Here is a 20,464-nt window from a genome sequence, read left to right as displayed (position 1 = left end):
AATTGGGATTAAGGCGGACTTGTAGGATCATCTACGATTAGTATCAAGATTGTAAGGTGGGGGTGGTGGCAGATACCTTTCCTCATCGCTCCACTGGCGAACCGGTCATCGGCCGAAGGCCTCGACCTGCCAAAGTCGCTCTTTGAAAAGGTATCTGCCACCACTTCAAATTTAGCAACTCTACTTATACCCTAATACTAGTGACGTACAAGTCCGCCTTAAATCACATATACATGCTACTCTATTAGAATATATGTAAAGTAGCCGCCTAAAAGGCGACTACTTGTCTAAGCCAGTTTATGGGAATTATAGTGCTGGGTCTTCGACTCCGTTTGCGTGGAAGGCTTTGGCTCTGTCGATACAGGTACCGCAGTGTCCGCATGGTTTGTCTCCACCTTCGTAGCAGGACCAGGTGAGGTGGTATGGTACGCCGAGGCGTAGGCCTTCTTTTACAATGTCTGCTTTATTAGAGTTAATAAAGGGTGCTTCTAAGGAGCATTCTTTACCGGATCCTTCAAAGATGGCGTCGCCCATGGATTTGTAGAATTGTTCTGTACAGTCAGGGTATGCATTGCCCGCCGCATCATCACTGTGAGCACCGTAGTAGATATAGCCGCAGTCTAGAGATAGTGCCAAGGATGCTGCCGCAGATAGGAATAGACCATTTCTAAACGGTACATAAGTGCTTACCGTACCTTCCCCTTCTGCCTCTTGTTGTTCTTTGTAGGAACCTTGTGGAATATCTTCACTAGATTGTACTAATAAAGAGCAGTTACTGAAGGCAAATAGCTTGGTAACATCCATCGTTTTACCTTTCATATTATAGTACTCTAAAATAGCTATGGCAGCTTCTAATTCTTTACTATGTTTTTGACCATATTGAATCGATAAGGGCACCACATTGTCTTTACCAAATCGTTCAATGGCGAGGGCCAAACAAGTAGTACTGTCTACGCCACCGCTAAATAGAACAACAGCTTTTTGTTTTTGAGCCATAGTATCTCCTTTTCTATCACAACAGCCTCATCCGTAGATGAGGCTGTGCTTTTACATTCACTAAAATTTTATAGATCAATAACCAATTCTACTGGACAGTGATCGGAGCCAAAGATTTGTTGATGAATCTTCGCTTCTTGGATTTTATCATCAAGGCGTTTGGATGTGATGAAATAGTCAATTCTCCATCCTGTATTCCGTTCACGAGCTTTCCCCATATAGGACCACCAGCTGTATTGTTCAATAGCATCTGGATAAAGGTGACGGAATGTATCTGTAAAACCTGCCCCTAAGAGTTCTGTCATCTTTGCACGTTCTTCATCGGAGAAGCCTGCATTTTTACGGTTCGTCTTAGGATTTTTTAGGTCAATTTCTTGGTGTGCTACATTGAGATCACCACATAGAATGACAGGCTTTTTCTTATCTAATTCAAGTAGATAATTACGGAATGCATCTTCCCAAGTCATACGATAATCAAGGCGAGCTAATTCACGTTGGCTATTCGGTGTATAACAGCATACCAAATAGAAATTATCATATTCAGCAGTGATAACACGGCCCTCTTGATCGTGTTCTTCAATACCGATGCCATTCGTTACGGACAATGGCTTAATACGCGTGAATACAGCCGTACCACTATAGCCTTTCTTAACTGCACTATTCCAATATTGCTCATACCCTGGCAACTCCAAAGAAATTTGATCGGGTTGCAATTTTGTTTCTTGCAGGCAGAAAATATCTGCATCTAATTCATTAAAGGATTCCATGAATCCCTTTGTTACAGCGGCGCGTAGGCCGTTTACATTCCAAGAAATTAATTTCAATTCTTACTCCTTTACAATACTTTGCATCAATCTAATAGTATTCACCGTATTTAACTTGGTGAAAGTCTCTTTCACATAGAATATACGTCAAGTTTTTGCTTAATGTAAGCTAATCTAAGGATTATATGTTAGCGATACTACTGCTTTTTATGTTTCTTAGCATGTCTTGCTTCAGCACGAGCCTTGCGGGCGTTTTCGTTGGCCTTAAGATCACTTTCACGTTTCTCACGGAAATAGTTAGCCACCGCCGACAAGATAAGGATCACTAATACAGTTACATTAAACATACCAGGTCCAAAGGTATAGATGTGATAACACAAATAACCAAAGGCAACGACTGTTAGTAATTGTTTTAATAGATTCATTCGCCCTCCTAAGTTAGTTTAATGTTTCTACACCTGTGCTAAGCGGGAAGCCTTCATACGTTACCCAGTCACTAGAACTACCAACATATAAAGCAGATTCAAGGCCTACTTCACTCATGGTTAACAACGCATTGCAGGCAGTCACACCAGACCCACAGTACGTTACAACTGGCCTATTTTGGTAGATTTCGTTGTAATACTCAGCCTCTAAATCTTTCAAGGATTTAGGACCATCTACGGTATAGCCACTTTCATAAAAATGATTAACAGCCCCAGGAATATGTCCTGTCATGCCGTCCATCGTATCCACTTGAGATCCATCATAACGGAATGGCGCACGAGCATCAATAATAACATGATCTCCGCTTTCACTAGCCTTGAGCACCTCATCGCGACTCATAACCATATCTGTTTGCAACTCGTAGTTAAAGATAGATGGTTTAGCAAGTAACGGGGTCGGCTCTTTAGTTAAGAGATGGCCCTCTCGAACCCAACGTTCAATACCACCAGACAAAACGCGTACATCTGTTAAGCCCATGTAACGTAACGTCCACCAAAGACGACCCGCTAAAAATAGCCACGAATCATATACTACAACCTTTGAGTTACGAGTGATGCCATAAGACTCAAAGGTATGAGCTAACTGTTCCATATCTGGCAATGGATGACGACCACCATGCTCGCCTAAAGGACCAGTCAAATCCTTGTCTAAATCTACCGCATAAGCCCCCTTAATATGGCCTTTTTTATAATCTTGATACCCTCTAGCATCTAAAATAATGACCTCATCGAGACAAGCTAATAATTCTTTAGGAGTGATAAAATTTGACATATTGTACTCCTTTCTTTGATTATATCGAAAAATACAAATCTTTTAATATTATTATATACGACTACAACGGGATATACAATTTATTTTGGTATAGTGAAAGTTATTTATTCTTGCGATGTAACAACTAGAGTAAACATAAAAAGTCCCTATCTTTGATAGGGACTTTTAGATAATTCAATGTTAAGCTTATAAACGCCTATACATTTCATCTACCGCATCAATATCAGCAGGTAACCAATCTACAGAATATAAGGTTTCTTTAGATAGCCATTTAGCAGCTTCATGTTCTACTAAGGTAATATTAGAATCATTTTTCAACGAACATAAATAACAGTGCATTGTTAAATCAAATTTTTCATAACCGGTATATTCGATAGTAATAATATGCTCTTGAATATTAATATCAGCTTCTAGTTCTTCTTTGATTTCTCTAATAAGAGCTACTTCATGGGGTTCACCAGGTTCAATTTTGCCACCCGGAAATTCCCAACCATCTTTTAAATCACCATATCCACGCTGAGTTGCTAATATGGTATTATCCTTTTTTATAATAGCTGCTACAACTTCAATGTGTTTTCGTTGTTCACTCATAAATATCCTTATCCATTAACAATATAATCATAAATATCATCCCGTACAGGTACTTCGAGTACATATTCTAACTCTACCGCCGCAGTACCATTAACCATAAAAATTTCTTTAGCATTTTCCTGACCAGTAGAATGAATCGGTCCCAAATAATAAAACTCTTTAGACTCTTCATCATCCTTGTTTTTTCTCACAAACAAATGCATAGCAACACCTAGTTCATCAGCATTAAACGCGGTTTGTACATCATCAGAAGCAAAGGTTCTCTTATTTTTAGAAATAGCTTTTAGTAATCCTGGATTCTCAAATCTATCCTCGTATTTAATGGTATCTTGAATATTATCTGCTTTATGATAATTAATAAAAACGGGATATGTCTTTGTTTCTTTATGGAATTTATAACCCCCAATGTTGAGAGGAACTTCGTTTTGAGGCCACTCTAATAATTGGCAAACCTGTTCATACGTATATTTTTCATATAATGCAAATGGTGTATTACCATAAATATTATCTTTGTACTTATCATTGAACTGCTTTAATCCATAAGCAATAAGCTCTTGAACTTGTTCCTTAAAATTATTATCCTCTAAAGCCTGTTTAAAGATTCGAGATATACCATATCTACCATTGGAAAATTCAATAAATTCACTATCGGCAAATGTCTTTTGTGCTACTTGAACACCAAATTGATTTGTCATCATATTGATGAGATTAACACGTCCATATTCCGATAGGTCTACATTATAACTATCAAATAGCTCTTCGGAAACATAATTAATCACATCATCACGACCATCTAGTAATGCTTGCAACAATAGAAGCTCTCTTACACGTATACCGGTCGTTAATTTCTGAGATATAAAATGTAGCATTCTCTCCTGAACCGGTGTAAAGGATATATCATAGTCCTTATCCTTAACCTTTATCAAGAAATGATGATATGACTTAAATTTACTGAAAATTCTACTAACATCAATCGAACCATGATCAGCAAAATCAGAAATTTTAGGAATACGACCTAATTTGAAGCGTAAATTAAAATAGGCTTCTTTAATTAATTTCATATCAGAAAATCTTGCCGTATCAATAGATTCATAAATGCGTTGTTTTGCAATTTTATCAAAATGTACAGTTGAGGTACCTGGAATAATACGATTACCAGCTTGTACATAACGACGCAATGTATCTTTGTTATAGCTCCTATCACCTGATAAGGCTAATGGAATCATAAAGTTATTAGTATAATTCCCAATAAAATCCAAGATAACTACATATTCTTTATCTTCAAATTTACGAAGACCACGTCCGAGTTGTTGAATAAAGATTATCGGACTTTCAGTTTGACGTAGCATAATAACTTGATTGATTTCTGGAATATCAACACCTTCATTAAAGATATCTACGGTAAAGATATAATCTAATTGTAGGTCTGAACGTCCCTGATAATCACCAGTTCCCGTTAATCGAGCAATTGCTATTTCCCTAATTTCTTGGCTATCTTCACCAGTTAAACATACAGTGCGATAAACACCACGCTCGTTAAAAGCATCAGACAACGCTTTTGCCTCAACTCGATTGCTACAGAATACTAGCCCCTTTACACGACTACCACTATGTCCAAAATAGCGAATCTTTTCTATAATTTTATCTACCCGCTCTTTTGTAGACAAGTTTGAAAAGGATACCTCCATATCAGAAATATCTTCTTGAGTATCCACCCACAAATCACTAATGCCAAAATAATGAAATGGACATAGTAAGTCTTCTTCTAAAGCCTGTTGTAATCGGATTTCGTAAATAATATTATGGTCAAATAATTCATACAAATCATAGCCATCTGTCCGTTCCGGACTAGCCGTCATCCCCAATAAAAACTGAGGCTCAAAATATTCAATAATGCGTTGATAGCTATCTGAACCTGCGCGATGTACTTCGTCAATGATAATACAGTCAAACTCCTTTGGAGCATACTGTTTCATTACATCATTACGGCCCATCATTTGCATTGTAGAGAATACATGAGTCGCATTATAGTATTTAGCATTCCCAGAAACTAAACCAAATGTAATAGATGGATCATTATAAATCCGCTCAAAACTAGCGATCGCTTGTTTTGCAATTTGTTCACGATGTACTAAAAATAATATTCTTTTAGGCCTCATTTCTCTCATAGCAAAAGCTGCCGCATAGGTTTTGCCGGTACCCGTAGCAGAGATCAAAAGACCTCTTTTAGCATTATTAGCTCTTAGTTCATTGAAGTTAGCAATAAACTGTTGTTGCATACTATTAGGTTCCAGTTGAAGCAAATCTATTTTTCTAAATTGCTCTGCTACAGTCCTTTGTGAAGTTCGCTCTGGACGCACCCATCTTGGTTTATACCAAGGAATAAAATCTTCATAAGGAATAGAAAATTTTGAATTCCAATACAAGTCAAATTCTTCCGTGATTTCTCTAGCATAGGTATCACTGCAATGAGCTTCAGATCGAGTATTCCATTCACGATTTTTCTTTAATGCATTAATAGTTAAATTAGAACTACCAACTATAATCTGATAAGATTCATCTTTTCTAAAAATGTAGCCTTTTGTATGAAATCCATGACCACTACCTTGTGTAGTGCAATACACTTTTAACTCAATATTATTTAAATTTCCTAAATCTTCCAAAACTTGTGGACTATTAAAACCAAGATAATCCGTCGTTAACACACGTCCTCGGACGCCACGTTCTTCTAACTCTTTAAGAATTGGTTTTAATGTTAATAAGCCTTCTGGAGTAATAAATGCTACCGATATTAAAAACTCATCACAATTGCGTAATCCATCTTCAATAGCAGATAATACATTACGCCCTTCCCCATTAGCAATAAGTTCCGAAGATGTAGCAAAATTGATTAAATGATTCGATTCTGACATAACGAACTCCCCATATAATGAATACTATACTTGCTATTATACCAGCCGCAGCTGCAACGTCTAGAGAGTATATAGTTTTACTTTTAAAAGTATATTTTTATAACAGCTTACAGCCTCATTCATCGTTTAATCGCTAATTATAAATATAAATACATGTTCAAATCTAACATTTTCATCTTTTCCTTATAATTATCGTATCTATACGTCTTTTTTGCCACGTAAAGTTGTGATATAATGTAAATAATTACTCTTAGGGCATTAGTCTGTCCAAATGGATCCAAAAGAGTTAGTGTGTTTTCAAGGAGCGTGCGCAGTTGAAAAAGGGGTACATCAAGTTAATAGCAGCCATTGTGCTTGGTGCTGCTATTATCGGTGGTGGGATCTATGGGGTGTATACACTCTTATCATCCAATACAACGACAATTTTATATCGATCAACCGTTGACGATAAAATCAACGCCATACGACCTTATATTATTGCATTAGATGCATATAACTCGTACAGTGTAGCCTATGCTAGCCAATTACAACCAACGCTTGAAGAGTTGCGCAATGGTTCTCATAATACGACGATTACCTTACCTAAATATAAGGAACTTAAAGCTGCATTAGAGGTAGCAAAACAAGATAGTTCAACGCCCTACGAAGATGTAAACCAAGCGACAAATGATGTCCTCGTAGTGCTGGATCAAATTATTCCTATTGCAGATCAGTTGCAATCTTACTATGTGGAACGTCGTTACGAAAAGGATAATTATAAAGGCAGCGATGAGCTAGCCGCTCAATATGTACCGTTAGCTGAACAGTTCTACGCTACATATAATGCATTAGACTTAGCTTTAGATAACCGTAATAATGAGCTTTATAACGAGCGCATGACTGAGTATCAGGGAGAAAAACGGGAAAATGCGGTTAACTTTATAGAGATAAATCTCATAACCGCACAAACTATTGACCTTATTGATCCAGATGGGAATACAGACACCCAAAAGGTAGAATCAAACTTACAACAAATTACACAACGCCTCAATAAATTACAACCTGGTACTACACCAGAAGTACAAAATGCAGTAAGAGAGTATCAAGACTCAGTAAAAGAATTTGTTGCAGAGGCACGCAACTACATCATTATCAACTCGTCATATGGCGAAGCTTATACGCAATTATTTACCAAGTATAATAAAATGATTGGTAAGGCCAATGCAGTTAATATGGCGGACTTAGACGTAATAGAGAAAAAATAATAGTTGGATAACACAAAGGACTAGCCCGTGTAAGCTAGTCCTTTTATTTTTATGTAAGCATCAAACTTTATTTCTTTTTCAAATCTTTTGTGATGATGTAATATTCAGACGGTGTTATCTTAATACCATCAATATGTTTATTACCTACAATATTGATTTTAGGGTATCCAAGGAATAATGCTACAGCGTTATCTAACATCAGTTGTTGAGCATTGATAACCGCATTACGACGCACCACTGGATCGCTACTACTTTCACCAAGAGCCAACAATTCATCGAAACGAGGATTAGAGAAGCCAGACCCATTAGTTTCAACGCCTATACCCCAATATTGTTTCAAGAACCATACTGGTTGACCCGTATTAGCGGTTACAACACTGGAGATAATCATATCATAATCACCAGATTGAGATAATGTGTCGATAACCGCATAATCTACGATTTTAATTCGTAAATCTACACCGATTTTTTTGTAGTCCGCTTGCAATGCTTCCGCATATAATGGCAATTCAGGACGAGTTGTGTAGGCATAAAAATCAAGTACGAGGTTTTCACCGTCTTTATCTACAATACCGTCGCCATTTGTATCTTCATAACCTTCACGTTTCAGTAATTCTTTAGCACGTTCTACATTATATTTATTAGGATCCCGTAATTGGTTAAAACCATAATCGATAGATGGTGGCAATGGAGCCGCACCAGCTACAAACGTATCCTTCATGAGATTTTTCGCATAAGACTCGCGGTCAGCCGCTGCAATGAGGGCTGCACGTAGATTTGGATTTTGTAGTTTCCCCTTTTGACTCATACGAACAAATACATCACGCAAGGAAGCCATTTCGTAGATAGTGAAGTTCTTATCATTTTGGAAAATACTATATTCGCCAGGTCCAATACTAATAGCCATATCTACATCACCAGATTGTAATGCCATAGCACGCGTATTTGCATCATTAATAGATGGGATTTCAACCTTAGCAAAGCCAGCCTTACCGTCCCAGTAATTATCGTTACGTTTTAGTTCGGCACGCTCTTTTGTGAAAGAAGATACTACGTATGGACCAGTACCAATAGGACCTTCCTTTGCAATATCACGACCATTCGCTTCTGCTGTCACGTCCATAATCAAGAACAATGGATCGCCTAACAAGTTAGGCAAGTTATAATATTCCTTGTCAGTCTTGATGGTCAACTCCTGACCGTTAGCAGTAATTTCCGTATAGTTAAAGAACGTTTTTGCTCGTTTACTCTTAGCAAAGGTCCGTTCTAAAGATGCTTTTACCGCCTCAGCTGTCAATTTATTACCATTTGAAAATTTGACTTTATCATTGATGGTGAAAGTCCACGTCAATTTATCATCACCTTGTTTCCAAGAGGTAGCAAGCCACGGGGTTGCCTTCATTTGATCATCAAACTTGATAAGCGTTTCACCTACACCAAAGCGTACAACAGCCCAACTAAAATAATTTTCTGTTGGTTCTAATGTGCCAGCAAAGTTAATAGCCCCTACCTTTAATACATCATTAGACGAAGAAGAGTCTTGATTCATACAGCCAACAGTCCCGAGCACGGTCATACCAAGGGTCATACCTATTAGTAAAGCCTTGCGTAATCCTTTCATTTATACACCTAACCTTTCTACACACATTAACTATCTATTTATGCTCAGATACTCACTATGTTTTGTATTAACATAATCTAGTAAATATAACCTGCTTTTACAATAGTTAATATAGAGAGAATCTATGTACATCACTTCATATGAGCATATCTTGTTATACCCATAGGGGTATATTTTATACAGTCAACTATACTATAGATTAGGTGTTAACACAATGTATAATTTGAGAAATATTTCAATATATCTATTAAAAAATTTCATATCTTAACTATACATAAAAAATAGCAGTTAGTCTTGAAACTAACTGCTATTTTAAGTTTACCTATCCGCTCTAAGCCTCTACGTTTCAAAGCTATACTTTTAAAAGTTTTAAAACAAGCTCTCTAAGCTTCTAATGCAGCCTCATCCAAGGTAAGTGGCTTATGATCTTGACCAATTTCAAAGATGGAGCTCAATAAAACCTTTGTATATGGATGCTTTGCATCCGCCAAGTGGAAAGCATCTAACTCTTCAACGATAGCACCTTTGTACATTACGACCACCTTGTGGCACATCGTACGAATAAAGGCAATATCATGAGCAATAAATAGGTATGTTAAATTTTTCTTTTTTTGTAAACGCGCTAAAAGGTACGCAATGGAGTCTTGTACGGATACATCTAGAGCACTAGTAGCCTCGTCTAATACGAGGATTTCAGGCTCTAAAACGATAGCACGAGCAATGGCAACACGTTGGCGTTGACCACCAGACATTTCATGAGGATAACGATGCATAAACTCACGTGGTAAATCTACCATTTCCAAATAGTCACCTGCGATTTGCTCTTCCTTTCCCTTTTCAAGAAGACCAAAATTATAGAGTGGCTCGAGGATGATATCTTTGACCTTCATACGTGGATTAAAAGCTGCAGATGGATCTTGAAATACCATTTGAATCTTTTTACGATATTCTTTCGTTTGTTCAGAGTTCATATGTTGAATCTCTACACCATCTACATAAATCTCGCCTTCCGTAATAGGAAGCATCTTCATGATCATACGAACCAATGTTGTTTTCCCAGAGCCAGATTCCCCTACAATACCAAGGGACTGACCTTTTTCGAGAGTTATATTAATATCCTTACATGCTTCAAGCTCACCACCAGTAGGAAGTGGGAATCGTTTATATACATTCTTAATTTCTACTGCGTAATTAGTCAATATAACGACCTCCTCCCAATGTTGGCACAGCGTCTTTTAGTTGTTTCGTATATTCATTAGATGGATTTTCCAAAATGTCTTGTGGGGTACCAGCATCTACAACACGGCCCTTTTTCATAACAATGATATAATCGGACATATACGCTGCTACACCAAGGTTATGCGTAACCATTACAATTGCTGAATTATGCTCTTTAGCTAGTTCAAGCATTTGCATAACCACTTGAGATTGTGTTGTTACATCCAGAGCAGATGTAGGTTCATCACCAATGAGTAATGCTGGGTCCAAAGCTAATGCCATGGCAATACCCACACGTTGGCGTTGACCACCAGATAACTCATGAGGATAACGGCGCAAGATATCTGCACAATTAGGTAAGGCTACGGATTCCAATAACTCAATGGCTCGTCGATCACATTCATCATTGGAGATTTCAATATGAGATGTAAACAACTCTCTAAACTGTTTACCAATGCGAACAATAGGATCCAATGCACTACCACTATCTTGGAAAATCATGGCTATGTCTTTGCCACGTATGGATCTCCATTCAGACTTAGATAGGGTACGAAGGTCATGACCATTAAAGAGCATTGTACCCTCTGTTACCTCACCACCTACAGGCAATAAACCCATGAGGGCCCGGATCACGGTAGTTTTACCGGATCCGGACTCACCTACGATGGTTAATACCTTACCGCGTTCCAAGGTAAAGTTCACATCCATAACAGCAGGCACACCTTGGTACGCAATGTTAAGGTTTTCTACAGTTAGTATGTTTTCTGCCATTATAGCTCCTCACTATTTTGTAATTTTGTTAGTAATCCAGTAGTAATCACTTGGGTACATTACAGCACCTTTCAAGTAAGAACCTGTAACGATATTAGTTTTAGGGTAACCTAAGAATAATGCAGCGCCATCATTCATCAACAATTGTTGAATTTGGATTGCATAATCACGACGTTTTGCTGGGTCGAATTCAGTTTCAGCTGCATCTAACAATTGGTCAACTTGTGGATTGGAGTAACCAGAACCATTTTGAGGGTTGGAACCATTGTTATTAGTGTGCCAGTAGTTAGCCAAGAACCAGATTGGATCGCCTGTATTAGCTGTTACGATATTGGAGATAAGCATATCATAGTCGCCTTCTTGACCCATTTTATCGATCAAGTTATAGTCAACTGTTTTGATTTTCATATCGATGCCAACCTTTTTAAGGTCTGCTTGAACAGCCTCTGCATAAAGTGGTAATTCTGCACGAGAGTTATATACTACGAAGTTGAATGTTAATGGTTTGCCATCTTTATCAAGGATGCCATCGCCATCTGTATCTTTCCAGCCATCTTCTGCTAACAATTGTTTAGCGCGTTCAGGATTATATGCATTTGGATCTTTCAAGTCTTTGAAACCATAGTCCATGGATGGTGGAATTGGAGCGGAACCAGGAATGAATGTACCTTTTAACAATACATCAGCATAGTTTTTACGGTCTGTTGCAGAGATAACTGCAGCACGAACTTTGTCATCCCCAAGAATACCTTTTTGATTAATACGGGCCAATACGACACGAAGAGATGCGATTTCATCTACTTTGAATTTATCATTGCCTTGGAATAAACCAATTTCACCAGGACCGATGTTAACAGCCATATCTACGTCGCCAGATTGTAAGCTCAAAGCACGCGTATTAGGGTCATCGATGGAAGGAATTTCTACAGTTTTAAATGGTACTGTACCATCCCAGTAGTTTTCGTTCGCAGCCATTTCAGCACGTTCTTTAGTGAAGGATTTAACTACATATGGGCCTGTACCGATAGGACCTTCCTTCGCAAAGTTACGGCCATCTTTTTCAGCTTGAACGTCAACGATTAGGAACAACGGATCCGCTAAAAGGCCAGGCATATTAGGATATTCTTTTGTTGTATGAATAACTAATTGTTGACCATTAGCTTCCATAGAGTCATATTCGAAGAATGTTTTCGCACGATTAGACTTTGCAAAAGCACGTTCAATAGACGCCTTTACAGCTGCTGCATCAACTTTTTTACCATTGGAGAATTTCACCTTATCATTGATTGTGAAAGTCCACGTTTTATGGTCTGGGGATACTTCCCATTTAGATGCAATCCATGGTTGAGGTTTCATTTGTTCGTCAAACTTAGCCAATGTTTCACCTACACCATAGCGCATTACAACCCATGCGAAGAAGTTTTCTGTAGGTTCTAATGTGGATGCGAAGTTAGTAACGCCTACTTTTAATACATCTTTGTTAGCAGCACCATTATTATCAGACCCACAACCAGCTATGAAGGAACCCATCATTACAATACTAAGACCTGCTAAAAGGGCCTTTTTCCAAGATTTTTTCATGTAAAATCTCCTTGTACAATTACATACAAAACATAAAAACATTTAAACATCAAGACTATGATAATCCAAAATAGTCAGTGATGGAAAAACCATTATTTATACCTATTCACATAGAAGCTTTTACAAGAGAAATTACCACCAAAAGCTTTCAAAACATGAATAGATATACTATATTATCCTTGGTTTTTAGGATCCACTACATCACGTAAGGAATCGGACCAAAGATTAAAAATAGCAACCACGATAAGGATGGACATACCAGGGAATGCCATGAGCCATGGACTCGTTTGCAAGTACTGGCGACCCTCGTTAAGCATAAGACCCCATTCTGGAGTCGGTGGCTGAGCACCAAAGCCAAGGAAGGATAAACCTGCTACCTCAATCATGATAGCCCCGATATCTAATGCACCTGTTGTAATAACGAGAGGCATAATATTAGGAATGATATGACGTCTGATGATGGCCGTCGTAGATGCGCCCATCATAACAGCAGCCGTTACATATTCCTCACCGCGCACCTTGAGCGTCATAGAACGTACAATACGAGCATATTTTGCCCAACCTACAACAGATAAGGCTAAAATCGTATTTACAATGCTACCACCTAGAATACCAGCAATAGCAATAGCCAATACGATACCAGGGAATGATAACATAATATCAGCTAGGCGCATGAGGACCATTTCGACTTTGCCGCCAAAATATCCTGCTATAGCACCGATGATAGTACCAATGCTCACCATGATAACGACGATGGATACGCCCATGAACAAGGATAATTGAGTACCATAAATGATACGAGATAATACATCACGTCCTAATTTATCTGTACCAAACCAATGTTGGCTGCTTGGTGCTTGCAATGCCTGATTTATATTTGAGGTGAAAGCATCGCCCGGTGCAAGCCAGGGTGCAAAGATAGCGATGAGAACAATGATAATCATCAACCCACTATAGAAAGAGAACAATTTATGTTTTTGAATAAATTCTGCCATTATGCTCTCTCCCTTTTCAATCTAGGGTCTAATAAGATATATGATGCATCGACCAATGCGTTAATACACATATATGCTAAAGCAACCCACAACACAAAACCTTCAATCAATGGATAATCGCGCATAGTAATAGCATAAATTGCCATATTCCCAAGTCCCGGCCAAGAGAATACCATTTCTACGACTGCCACACCACCTAGTAACCAACCAATAACAACACCAAGAATAGTGATGAGTGGTAACACCGCATTAGGTAAAATATGACCGAATAAAATTTTTATCTCACTAACACCGCGAGCACGAGCGCCAATAACATAATCCTTTTGCATTTCCTCAAGGATAACGAGCCGCACTTGACGCATGTATTTAGACCCAACAACAACTGCCAAAGTAATAGCGGGCAAAATAACACCAGACGCAGTCACTCGAGAGGATGCAATCGGTACAAGGCCCAATTTAAGACCGAAGATGTAAATCAGTACAAGACCTAACCAGAACGTAGGCATAGATACGCCTACGAAGGATAGAAATCTCAACACATAATCAACCCATTTGTTACGATTTAAGGCGCTTATAATACCTGCAGGCAATGCATAGAGCAGCGTAAATACTAAAGCCGTACCCGCTAACATTAATGTACCTGGTAAAGCCTCCAACATACGATCTACTACTGGTTTTTTAGCAGAATAACTCATCCCTAAATCACCTTGTGCGGCATTGACGACCCAGTTTGCATACTGTACTACAAATGGTTTATCTAACCCAAGCTGAGCTCGAGTTTCATCGATAAGCTCCTGAGATACGATAGTATCTGCCGTTTCAAGTAACATCGTTACTGGGTCACCTGGTGCTAAATAGGTGAGACAAAATGTCAAAAATGTGATGCCAAACAAGGTAACAATAAATTGCCCCAATTGTTTGACAAAGCGTTTGCCCATAGGCGCCTCCTAAACTCTCTAAACACTAACAACAATTCAAATGACAAACTAATGGTACTAGCTTTTTTATATAGCGATGAAGCTTAAAGGCTAGGGAACGAAAAAAGGTTAGTCGCCTGACTAACCCAAATTAAGCACAGCATATGTATACCATGCCTTTAGAGCAGGCTTTCTGACTCTGATTCATCGCAACATTTCGGCCTTCCCAGTTTCCCAGTGACCCTATAATGAAACCTTACTCCTCATTACAGCTATTTGCATAGTATGGGTTTTTCACCCATTTTCCTCTTTTACGCTCGGTAAATACCGACACTCACTAGTTCATTCATTTTTATCGATTATAAATATACTATATTAACACTCTATTTACAATACATATACCCCTTATGGGTATATATATTTCACGTATTTTCAATATAATTTTTATACTGATAAAAAATATTGATTAGTGATTAAATTCACAATCCTGCATAAAACCATATAAATTAACTTATATAAATAATTTTTTATTATATTTACTGTATAAGACGGTATATATATTAATTTTAATAATAACAAAGCAACGTAAAAACTTTATTATAAAATCTTTTTATGCACAGCAAAAATTTGATTAATAATAAAAATGCTCTTTAAGTTTTTTCAAATTAGACACTCATGAATTATAAGTCTAATTTATAATTATCATAAAAAAGAGGCTATTACCGAAGTAATAGCCTCTAATAAGACGAGATGTATTCAGTTAATCAATACTTTGTTGTAAGCGGTGTGCTCTGCGTGTATCCCACGCTTTACGCAAAACATAAATCACCAAACCTATACTTACTGCCACTGCGCTACCTACCATAGCATCAAAACCACATGCGTAGATTGCATATAAACAATAAAGAACGCCTATACCGAACAAGTAATTAGAGCGTTTAATACGACTTTCAGCTACGCCAGCCATACGCATCATTGTAGGTACTGCCAAAATGCACAATACATACGGTACTACGTTAGTTACAACCGCTAAGTTTACTAAGATTTCAAATTGCTCACGCAAGGATTCGCTTGCAGTGAATAAAGTAAGTAATGTTTCAACAGCGAGTAAAATCAATACACCACGAACAGGAGCATCTTTGCTATTTACACGAGCGAATATTTTAGGGAAGTAACCATGTTCTGCTGCACTTTTGAAGACGCGAGACAATGTGAATTGCCAGCAAAGCAAAGCGCCAAAGCAAGAAATAACCATAGCAGCCATAACGATGTTTGCAATTGTATCATTGAACATGTATACGAATGTCAAACCGAATGGTGCATTAGAATTTAATAAATCAACGTTAGGCACAATACCTGCCATAACGTTTGTGGACAAGATATAAACCACGGCCACTGCTAATGTACCCGCCACAGTTGCGATAGGTACGTTTTTCTTTGGATTCTCAACAGCATCAGCATTAGCCGCTGCGGACTCAAATCCTAGGAAGCCCCATAAAGTTAGGGAAATAGATTGTTTTACCGCATCATAAAGCGGAAGATCATTTGGGTTCCATGCCGCCCAATAAATAGATGGATCAAACCAATACCAGCCGATTGTACCGATTAATAAAACCGGAACAATAGAGCCCCAAATAGTCATATTGCTGAGTCGACCTGTGAAACGATTCCCTCTGAAGTTTAGAATCGCTGCAAACCACAAGAGCACAATTGTTACCTGACTTGTTTGTGTCGCATTGAGGTCAACGCCAAAGAAAGCTGCGCCATAACCTACGGCAGATACCGCGATGGCGATATTAGCAATGATGAGAGATATGCTGTAAGCATAGCTCGCCATAAAATGTCCAGTTTTACCGAAGCGATGTTCTGCATAACCGCCCATGCCCCCTTGTTTTTGGGAGAACATACCCGCTTGAGCAAAAATATACGCTAGTAAAAGCGCACCCACAGCTGTCACGAGCCAAGATAAAACTGAAATAGTACCAACTTGAGCCAAATTAGTTGGTAACATAATGATCCCAGCTCCTAGCATATTGGCTGCTACCATTGTGGTTAGCTGGAATACAGACATTTTTTTAGCGGTGGTTTTCATGTATCAATCCCCTTTCACTAAGGTGAATTTTTTCTCGTCCATAATTCACTTAAAATATATATACCGCTAAGTAAATCCAGTTCGTGCTGTGATGGGCTTGAATGTGAATTTACCGTTTTTATTCTTATTACGAGTTAAATAATAACACCTATGAAACCAAAATAAAAGTACTTTATTGGCGGACAAGCTATATTACACGAATTGAATAAATCATAGGTAATTTATCATCAAAATTGAACAGAACTCATTTTAATTGTGGCAAAGTATATTTTTACCCTATTTTATTCTGTGTATAGATGTAATTTTTCCTATCTATCACGGTTATAGTGTCCTAGTACAAGACTATTATTTCCTCACAGTCCACTATATGTGTACACACAAATGCATCATTTTAATAGTGAATTATCAATTAGAATTTTGGGATTTATAGGTATCGTCTAGCTTTTAAATAAAAAATCGATATACATATAAGTATAATAGGCAATATTAGTCCCTTAATGAAATCCTTATATGTATATCGATCTTATTTTTTCAGATTTTATTGATAACTATTCTTTATTTTTATCTACTGCTTATTCCGCACTAAGCTCTACTCTTGTACAGATTCAACGATTGCTTTCCATTCAGCAATTTGTTTTTCCTCAGCAACGATAATAGCTTTACCATTATTGCGTTGTCGCTCCACACATTCTGGCGCCGTACCAGAATAGTTATTACGACCTGCAACACAAGCTTCAATGGAAATGGCATCAAGAATATCCGCATCAAAGTGATGAGAGATTGCTTTGAAGTCCTCTATCGATAAATCAAGAAGTACACAACCTTTTTCGATGCAATGATGCACCGCATTACCTACGATTTCATGGGCTTCACGGAATGGGACACCTTTCTTCGCAAGATAATCTGCCATATCCGTAGCATTAGAGAAGTCGTCATCAAGGACTGCTTTCATATGAGCCCCATTGACCTTCATACCACGAATCATAGCCGCATTAATGGACAATGCGAAGTGTACTGTATCAATAGCATCGAAGATACCTTCTTTATCCTCTTGCATATCCTTGTTGTATGTAAGAGGCAAGCCTTTCAAAGTTGTTAAAAGGCCTAACAAATGACCATAGGTACGGCCTGTTTTACCACGAACCAGCTCGCAAACGTCAGGATTTTTCTTTTGCGGCATAATACTAGAGCCCGTGCAGTGAGCATCATCAAGTTCAATAAAATTGAACTCATTGGTAGACCACAAGATCAACTCTTCGCTAAGACGACTCAAATGCATCATTACTAGAGATGCAAAGGACAAGAATTCAACTACGTAGTCACGGTCAGATACGGCGTCCATACTATTTTCGTAAATACGAGAAAAGCCCAAAAGCTTTTGCGTATATGTTTGATCAATGCCGTATGTAGAACCAGCTAATGCGCCGGCCCCAAGTGGCATGATGTCAGCATGTTTGAATACCATCAACAAACGATCAAAATCACGTTCCAACATAGAGAAATAGGCCATCATATGATGCCCAAACAATACAGGTTGAGCCCGTTGTAAATGCGTATAGCCAGGCATGATAACATCACTATACTTTTCAGCTGTTTCGATGAGAGCCTTCTGCATATCTACGATGAGTTCACCCATTTCCACAATAGCTTTACGCACGTACATGTGCAAGTCTACTGCACATTGGTCATTACGGCTGCGGCCTGTATGCAAACGACCACCAGCTTCACCGATATCATCAGTAAGGCGTTTTTCAATATTCATATGAATATCTTCAAGAGCCACGGAGAACGGAAACTCTCCTTTATCAATCTGATTTTTAATCTTCGTTAAACCTACTAAAATAGCATCTCGATCTGCGTCGGAGATAATATGTTGTTTTGCCAGCATAGTCGCATGAGCCTTGCTGCCTGCAATATCTTCGGCGTACATCCGCGCATCAAAAGCGATAGAGGATGTAAAATCCTCTACCGCTTTATCAGTGCCTTTTGTGAAACGCCCGCCCCACAATTTAGCCATTATTTACCTGCTTTCTCTTTCATCAATGCATTAATTTTGAGAGGTAAACCGAACAAGTTGATGAAACCTTCTGCATCAGATTGATCGTATACATCATCTTCTTCGAATGTTACGAAATCTTCGCTGTACAAAGAATATGGAGAAGTACTACCTGCAGAAATGATATTTCCTTTGTACAATTTAAGTTTTACTTCACCTGTTACAGTTTTTTGAGTTTCGTCAACAAACGCTTGTAACGCGTTCATCAATGGTGCGAACCACATGCCATCATATACGAGTTCAGCGTATTTGTTAGCAATGAGTTCTTTGTAGTGGTATGTAGCTCTGTCGAGGCATAGGTATTCAAGTTCTCTATGAGCATACATGATGATAGAGCCACCTGGGTTTTCATAAACGCCACGGGATTTCATGCCTACCAATCTATTTTCGACGATATCTACAACGCCTACACCATAGTGTGCACCGATTTCGTTGAGTTTTTCTAATATTTGTAATGGAGTACCTTCTTGACCATCTACAGCTACAGGTACACCTTCTTTGAAGGATACAGTTACATAACCAGCTTCATCTGGAGCTTGTTCAGGTGTATGTGTTACCAAGTACACATCATCTTTAGGTGCATTTGCTGGATTTTCAAGATCGCCGCCTTCATGGGACAAATGCCATACGTTTTGGTCCATAGAATATGGATGAGATTTTGTAGCTACAACTGGAATATCGTGTTTAGCAGCATATTCCATACAGTCTGTTCTAGATTTCAAATCCCATTCTCTCCAAGGAGCGATGATTTTCATGTTAGGAGCTAATGCTTTGATAGTCAACTCAAAACGAACTTGGTCATTACCTTTACCAGTCGCACCATGAGCGATTGCATCAGCGCCTTCTTTTTTTGCAATATCTACAAGAATTTTACCAATTAAAGGTCTCGCGAAGGATGTACCTAATAAATATTTACCTTCATAGATTGCACCAGCTTTTACAGTAGGCCATACATAATCTTTTACAAACTCTTCCTTAGCGTCAACGATGTACGCTTTAGATGCGCCAGATTTGATCGCTTTTTTCTCAACTGCATCATAATCCTCAGGTTGGCCCAAGTCTACACACACTGCAATAACTTCAGCGCCATAATTTTCTTTCAGCCAAGGAATGATAACAGAAGTATCTAAGCCACCAGAATATGCGAGTACTACTTTATTTGCTTTACCCATGATAACACCTCATAAACCACTATCTATTTAGACTCATATAATCAATACAGTATCAGATAATTGTGAAAGTACCGTGGTATCTTCTATTACCGACAAGCATTTTCTCCTTCTGACAAAAAATAGTATACACCTGTATAATTATAAATGCAAGTATTATTTTTATACAATTATATAATATTATTCGGAACGTAACCATTCGAGAGTAATAAAGCTCCAACATTTTAAACCAGCATATGTTATAGCTTTTTTTGTGTTTACTAATTATTAATACCTGTAA

At 38.1% G+C, this 20,464-nt stretch carries 16 protein-coding genes and 1 riboswitch; of the genes, 1 reads left to right on the top strand and 15 read right to left on the bottom strand.

Annotation, left to right across the window (positions count from 1 at the left end; translation table 11 throughout):
- Positions 1-306 precede the first annotated feature (306 nt).
- From queC to ACMKPP_RS02230, 6 genes are all read right to left on the bottom strand, one after another.
- The gene (queC, locus tag ACMKPP_RS02255; protein ID WP_418369254.1) at positions 307-996 is read right to left on the bottom strand and encodes a 7-cyano-7-deazaguanine synthase QueC; all 690 of its coding nucleotides are present in this window, start codon (positions 994-996) and stop codon (positions 307-309) included.
- Positions 997-1,064: 68 nt separating this feature from the next.
- Entirely contained in the window at positions 1,065-1,820 is a 756-nt protein-coding gene (locus ACMKPP_RS02250) for an exodeoxyribonuclease III (RefSeq protein WP_004695049.1), read from the bottom strand.
- Positions 1,821-1,957: 137 nt separating this feature from the next.
- Entirely contained in the window at positions 1,958-2,185 is a 228-nt protein-coding gene (locus tag ACMKPP_RS02245) for a hypothetical protein (protein WP_004695048.1), read from the bottom strand.
- Positions 2,186-2,198: 13 nt separating this feature from the next.
- Positions 2,199-3,017 (bottom strand): sulfurtransferase, encoded by an 819-nt coding sequence (locus tag ACMKPP_RS02240; RefSeq protein ID WP_418369253.1) that lies wholly within the window; start codon positions 3,015-3,017, stop codon positions 2,199-2,201.
- Positions 3,018-3,203: 186 nt separating this feature from the next.
- The gene (locus tag ACMKPP_RS02235) at positions 3,204-3,608 is read right to left on the bottom strand and encodes a (deoxy)nucleoside triphosphate pyrophosphohydrolase (protein ID WP_004695046.1); all 405 of its coding nucleotides are present in this window, start codon (positions 3,606-3,608) and stop codon (positions 3,204-3,206) included.
- An 8-nt stretch (positions 3,609-3,616) separates the two neighbouring features.
- Positions 3,617-6,520, bottom strand: coding sequence for a DEAD/DEAH box helicase (locus tag ACMKPP_RS02230; RefSeq protein WP_008714900.1), 2,904 nt, complete (start codon positions 6,518-6,520; stop codon positions 3,617-3,619).
- Positions 6,521-6,834: 314 nt separating this feature from the next.
- Here ACMKPP_RS02230 and ACMKPP_RS02225 point away from each other — a divergent pair, with 314 nt between their 5' ends.
- On the top strand, positions 6,835-7,764 hold the full coding sequence (locus ACMKPP_RS02225) for a hypothetical protein (RefSeq protein ID WP_418369252.1): 930 nt from the start codon (positions 6,835-6,837) through the stop codon (positions 7,762-7,764).
- A gap of 67 nt (positions 7,765-7,831) precedes the next feature.
- Here ACMKPP_RS02225 and ACMKPP_RS02220 read toward each other — a convergent pair whose 3' ends face one another.
- The 9 genes from ACMKPP_RS02220 to ACMKPP_RS02180 form a co-directional block, all read right to left on the bottom strand.
- On the bottom strand, positions 7,832-9,385 hold the full coding sequence (locus tag ACMKPP_RS02220; RefSeq protein WP_418369251.1) for an ABC transporter substrate-binding protein: 1,554 nt from the start codon (positions 9,383-9,385) through the stop codon (positions 7,832-7,834).
- 383 nt (positions 9,386-9,768) lie between these two features.
- Positions 9,769-10,584 carry an ABC transporter ATP-binding protein gene (locus tag ACMKPP_RS02215; RefSeq protein ID WP_024061594.1) on the bottom strand — a complete coding sequence of 272 codons (816 nt, stop codon included), beginning with the start codon at positions 10,582-10,584 and terminating at the stop codon, positions 9,769-9,771.
- A complete protein-coding gene (locus ACMKPP_RS02210) occupies positions 10,577-11,374 on the bottom strand; it encodes an ABC transporter ATP-binding protein (RefSeq protein ID WP_024061595.1) in 798 nt (265 codons plus the stop codon). Before ACMKPP_RS02210 ends, ACMKPP_RS02215 begins: the two co-directional genes overlap by 8 nt.
- 12 nt (positions 11,375-11,386) lie before the next feature.
- Positions 11,387-12,955, bottom strand: a complete 1,569-nt coding sequence (locus ACMKPP_RS02205) for an ABC transporter substrate-binding protein (protein WP_024061596.1) — start codon at positions 12,953-12,955, stop codon at positions 11,387-11,389.
- A 173-nt stretch (positions 12,956-13,128) separates the two neighbouring features.
- Complete coding sequence (gene nikC, locus ACMKPP_RS02200; RefSeq protein WP_021148552.1) at positions 13,129-13,950, bottom strand: nickel transporter permease; 822 nt, start codon at positions 13,948-13,950, stop codon at positions 13,129-13,131.
- Positions 13,950-14,888 (bottom strand): nickel ABC transporter permease, encoded by a 939-nt coding sequence (nikB, locus tag ACMKPP_RS02195; RefSeq protein ID WP_004697516.1) that lies wholly within the window; start codon positions 14,886-14,888, stop codon positions 13,950-13,952. Before nikB ends, nikC begins: the two co-directional genes overlap by 1 nt.
- Before the next feature lie 145 nt (positions 14,889-15,033).
- Positions 15,034-15,221: riboswitch (cobalamin riboswitch) on the bottom strand.
- A 406-nt stretch (positions 15,222-15,627) separates the two neighbouring features.
- On the bottom strand, positions 15,628-16,959 hold the full coding sequence (gene potE / locus ACMKPP_RS02190; RefSeq protein ID WP_004697529.1) for a putrescine-ornithine antiporter: 1,332 nt from the start codon (positions 16,957-16,959) through the stop codon (positions 15,628-15,630).
- A 589-nt stretch (positions 16,960-17,548) separates the two neighbouring features.
- A complete protein-coding gene (argH, locus tag ACMKPP_RS02185) occupies positions 17,549-18,976 on the bottom strand; it encodes an argininosuccinate lyase (RefSeq protein WP_418369250.1) in 1,428 nt (475 codons plus the stop codon).
- Positions 18,976-20,187 (bottom strand): argininosuccinate synthase, encoded by a 1,212-nt coding sequence (locus tag ACMKPP_RS02180; protein ID WP_004697508.1) that lies wholly within the window; start codon positions 20,185-20,187, stop codon positions 18,976-18,978. Before ACMKPP_RS02180 ends, argH begins: the two co-directional genes overlap by 1 nt.
- Positions 20,188-20,464: the final 277 nt, after the last annotated feature.

This window comes from Veillonella parvula, assembly GCF_048309325.1.
GTDB lineage: Bacteria > Bacillota > Negativicutes > Veillonellales > Veillonellaceae > Veillonella > Veillonella parvula_T.
Note: the sequence above shows the minus strand (reverse complement) of the source record. Positions and strands in the feature narration are given on the sequence as shown.

What these genes read in the sequence shown, in the direction of transcription:
- queC (WP_418369254.1), bottom strand. Translation starts at nt 996, where the DNA reads ATGGCTCAAAAACAAAAAGCTGTTGTTCTATTTAGCGGTGGCGTAGAC.
- ACMKPP_RS02245 (WP_004695048.1), bottom strand. Translation starts at nt 2,185, where the DNA reads ATGAATCTATTAAAACAATTACTAACAGTCGTTGCCTTTGGTTATTTG.
- ACMKPP_RS02240 (WP_418369253.1), bottom strand. Translation starts at nt 3,017, where the DNA reads ATGTCAAATTTTATCACTCCTAAAGAATTATTAGCTTGTCTCGATGAG.
- ACMKPP_RS02235 (WP_004695046.1), bottom strand. Translation starts at nt 3,608, where the DNA reads ATGAGTGAACAACGAAAACACATTGAAGTTGTAGCAGCTATTATAAAA.
- ACMKPP_RS02230 (WP_008714900.1), bottom strand. Translation starts at nt 6,520, where the DNA reads ATGTCAGAATCGAATCATTTAATCAATTTTGCTACATCTTCGGAACTT.
- ACMKPP_RS02220 (WP_418369251.1), bottom strand. Translation starts at nt 9,385, where the DNA reads ATGAAAGGATTACGCAAGGCTTTACTAATAGGTATGACCCTTGGTATG.
- ACMKPP_RS02210 (WP_024061595.1), bottom strand. Translation starts at nt 11,374, where the DNA reads ATGGCAGAAAACATACTAACTGTAGAAAACCTTAACATTGCGTACCAA.
- ACMKPP_RS02205 (WP_024061596.1), bottom strand. Translation starts at nt 12,955, where the DNA reads ATGAAAAAATCTTGGAAAAAGGCCCTTTTAGCAGGTCTTAGTATTGTA.
- nikC (WP_021148552.1), bottom strand. Translation starts at nt 13,950, where the DNA reads ATGGCAGAATTTATTCAAAAACATAAATTGTTCTCTTTCTATAGTGGG.
- nikB (WP_004697516.1), bottom strand. Translation starts at nt 14,888, where the DNA reads ATGGGCAAACGCTTTGTCAAACAATTGGGGCAATTTATTGTTACCTTG.
- potE (WP_004697529.1), bottom strand. Translation starts at nt 16,959, where the DNA reads ATGAAAACCACCGCTAAAAAAATGTCTGTATTCCAGCTAACCACAATG.
- argH (WP_418369250.1), bottom strand. Translation starts at nt 18,976, where the DNA reads ATGGCTAAATTGTGGGGCGGGCGTTTCACAAAAGGCACTGATAAAGCG.
- ACMKPP_RS02180 (WP_004697508.1), bottom strand. Translation starts at nt 20,187, where the DNA reads ATGGGTAAAGCAAATAAAGTAGTACTCGCATATTCTGGTGGCTTAGAT.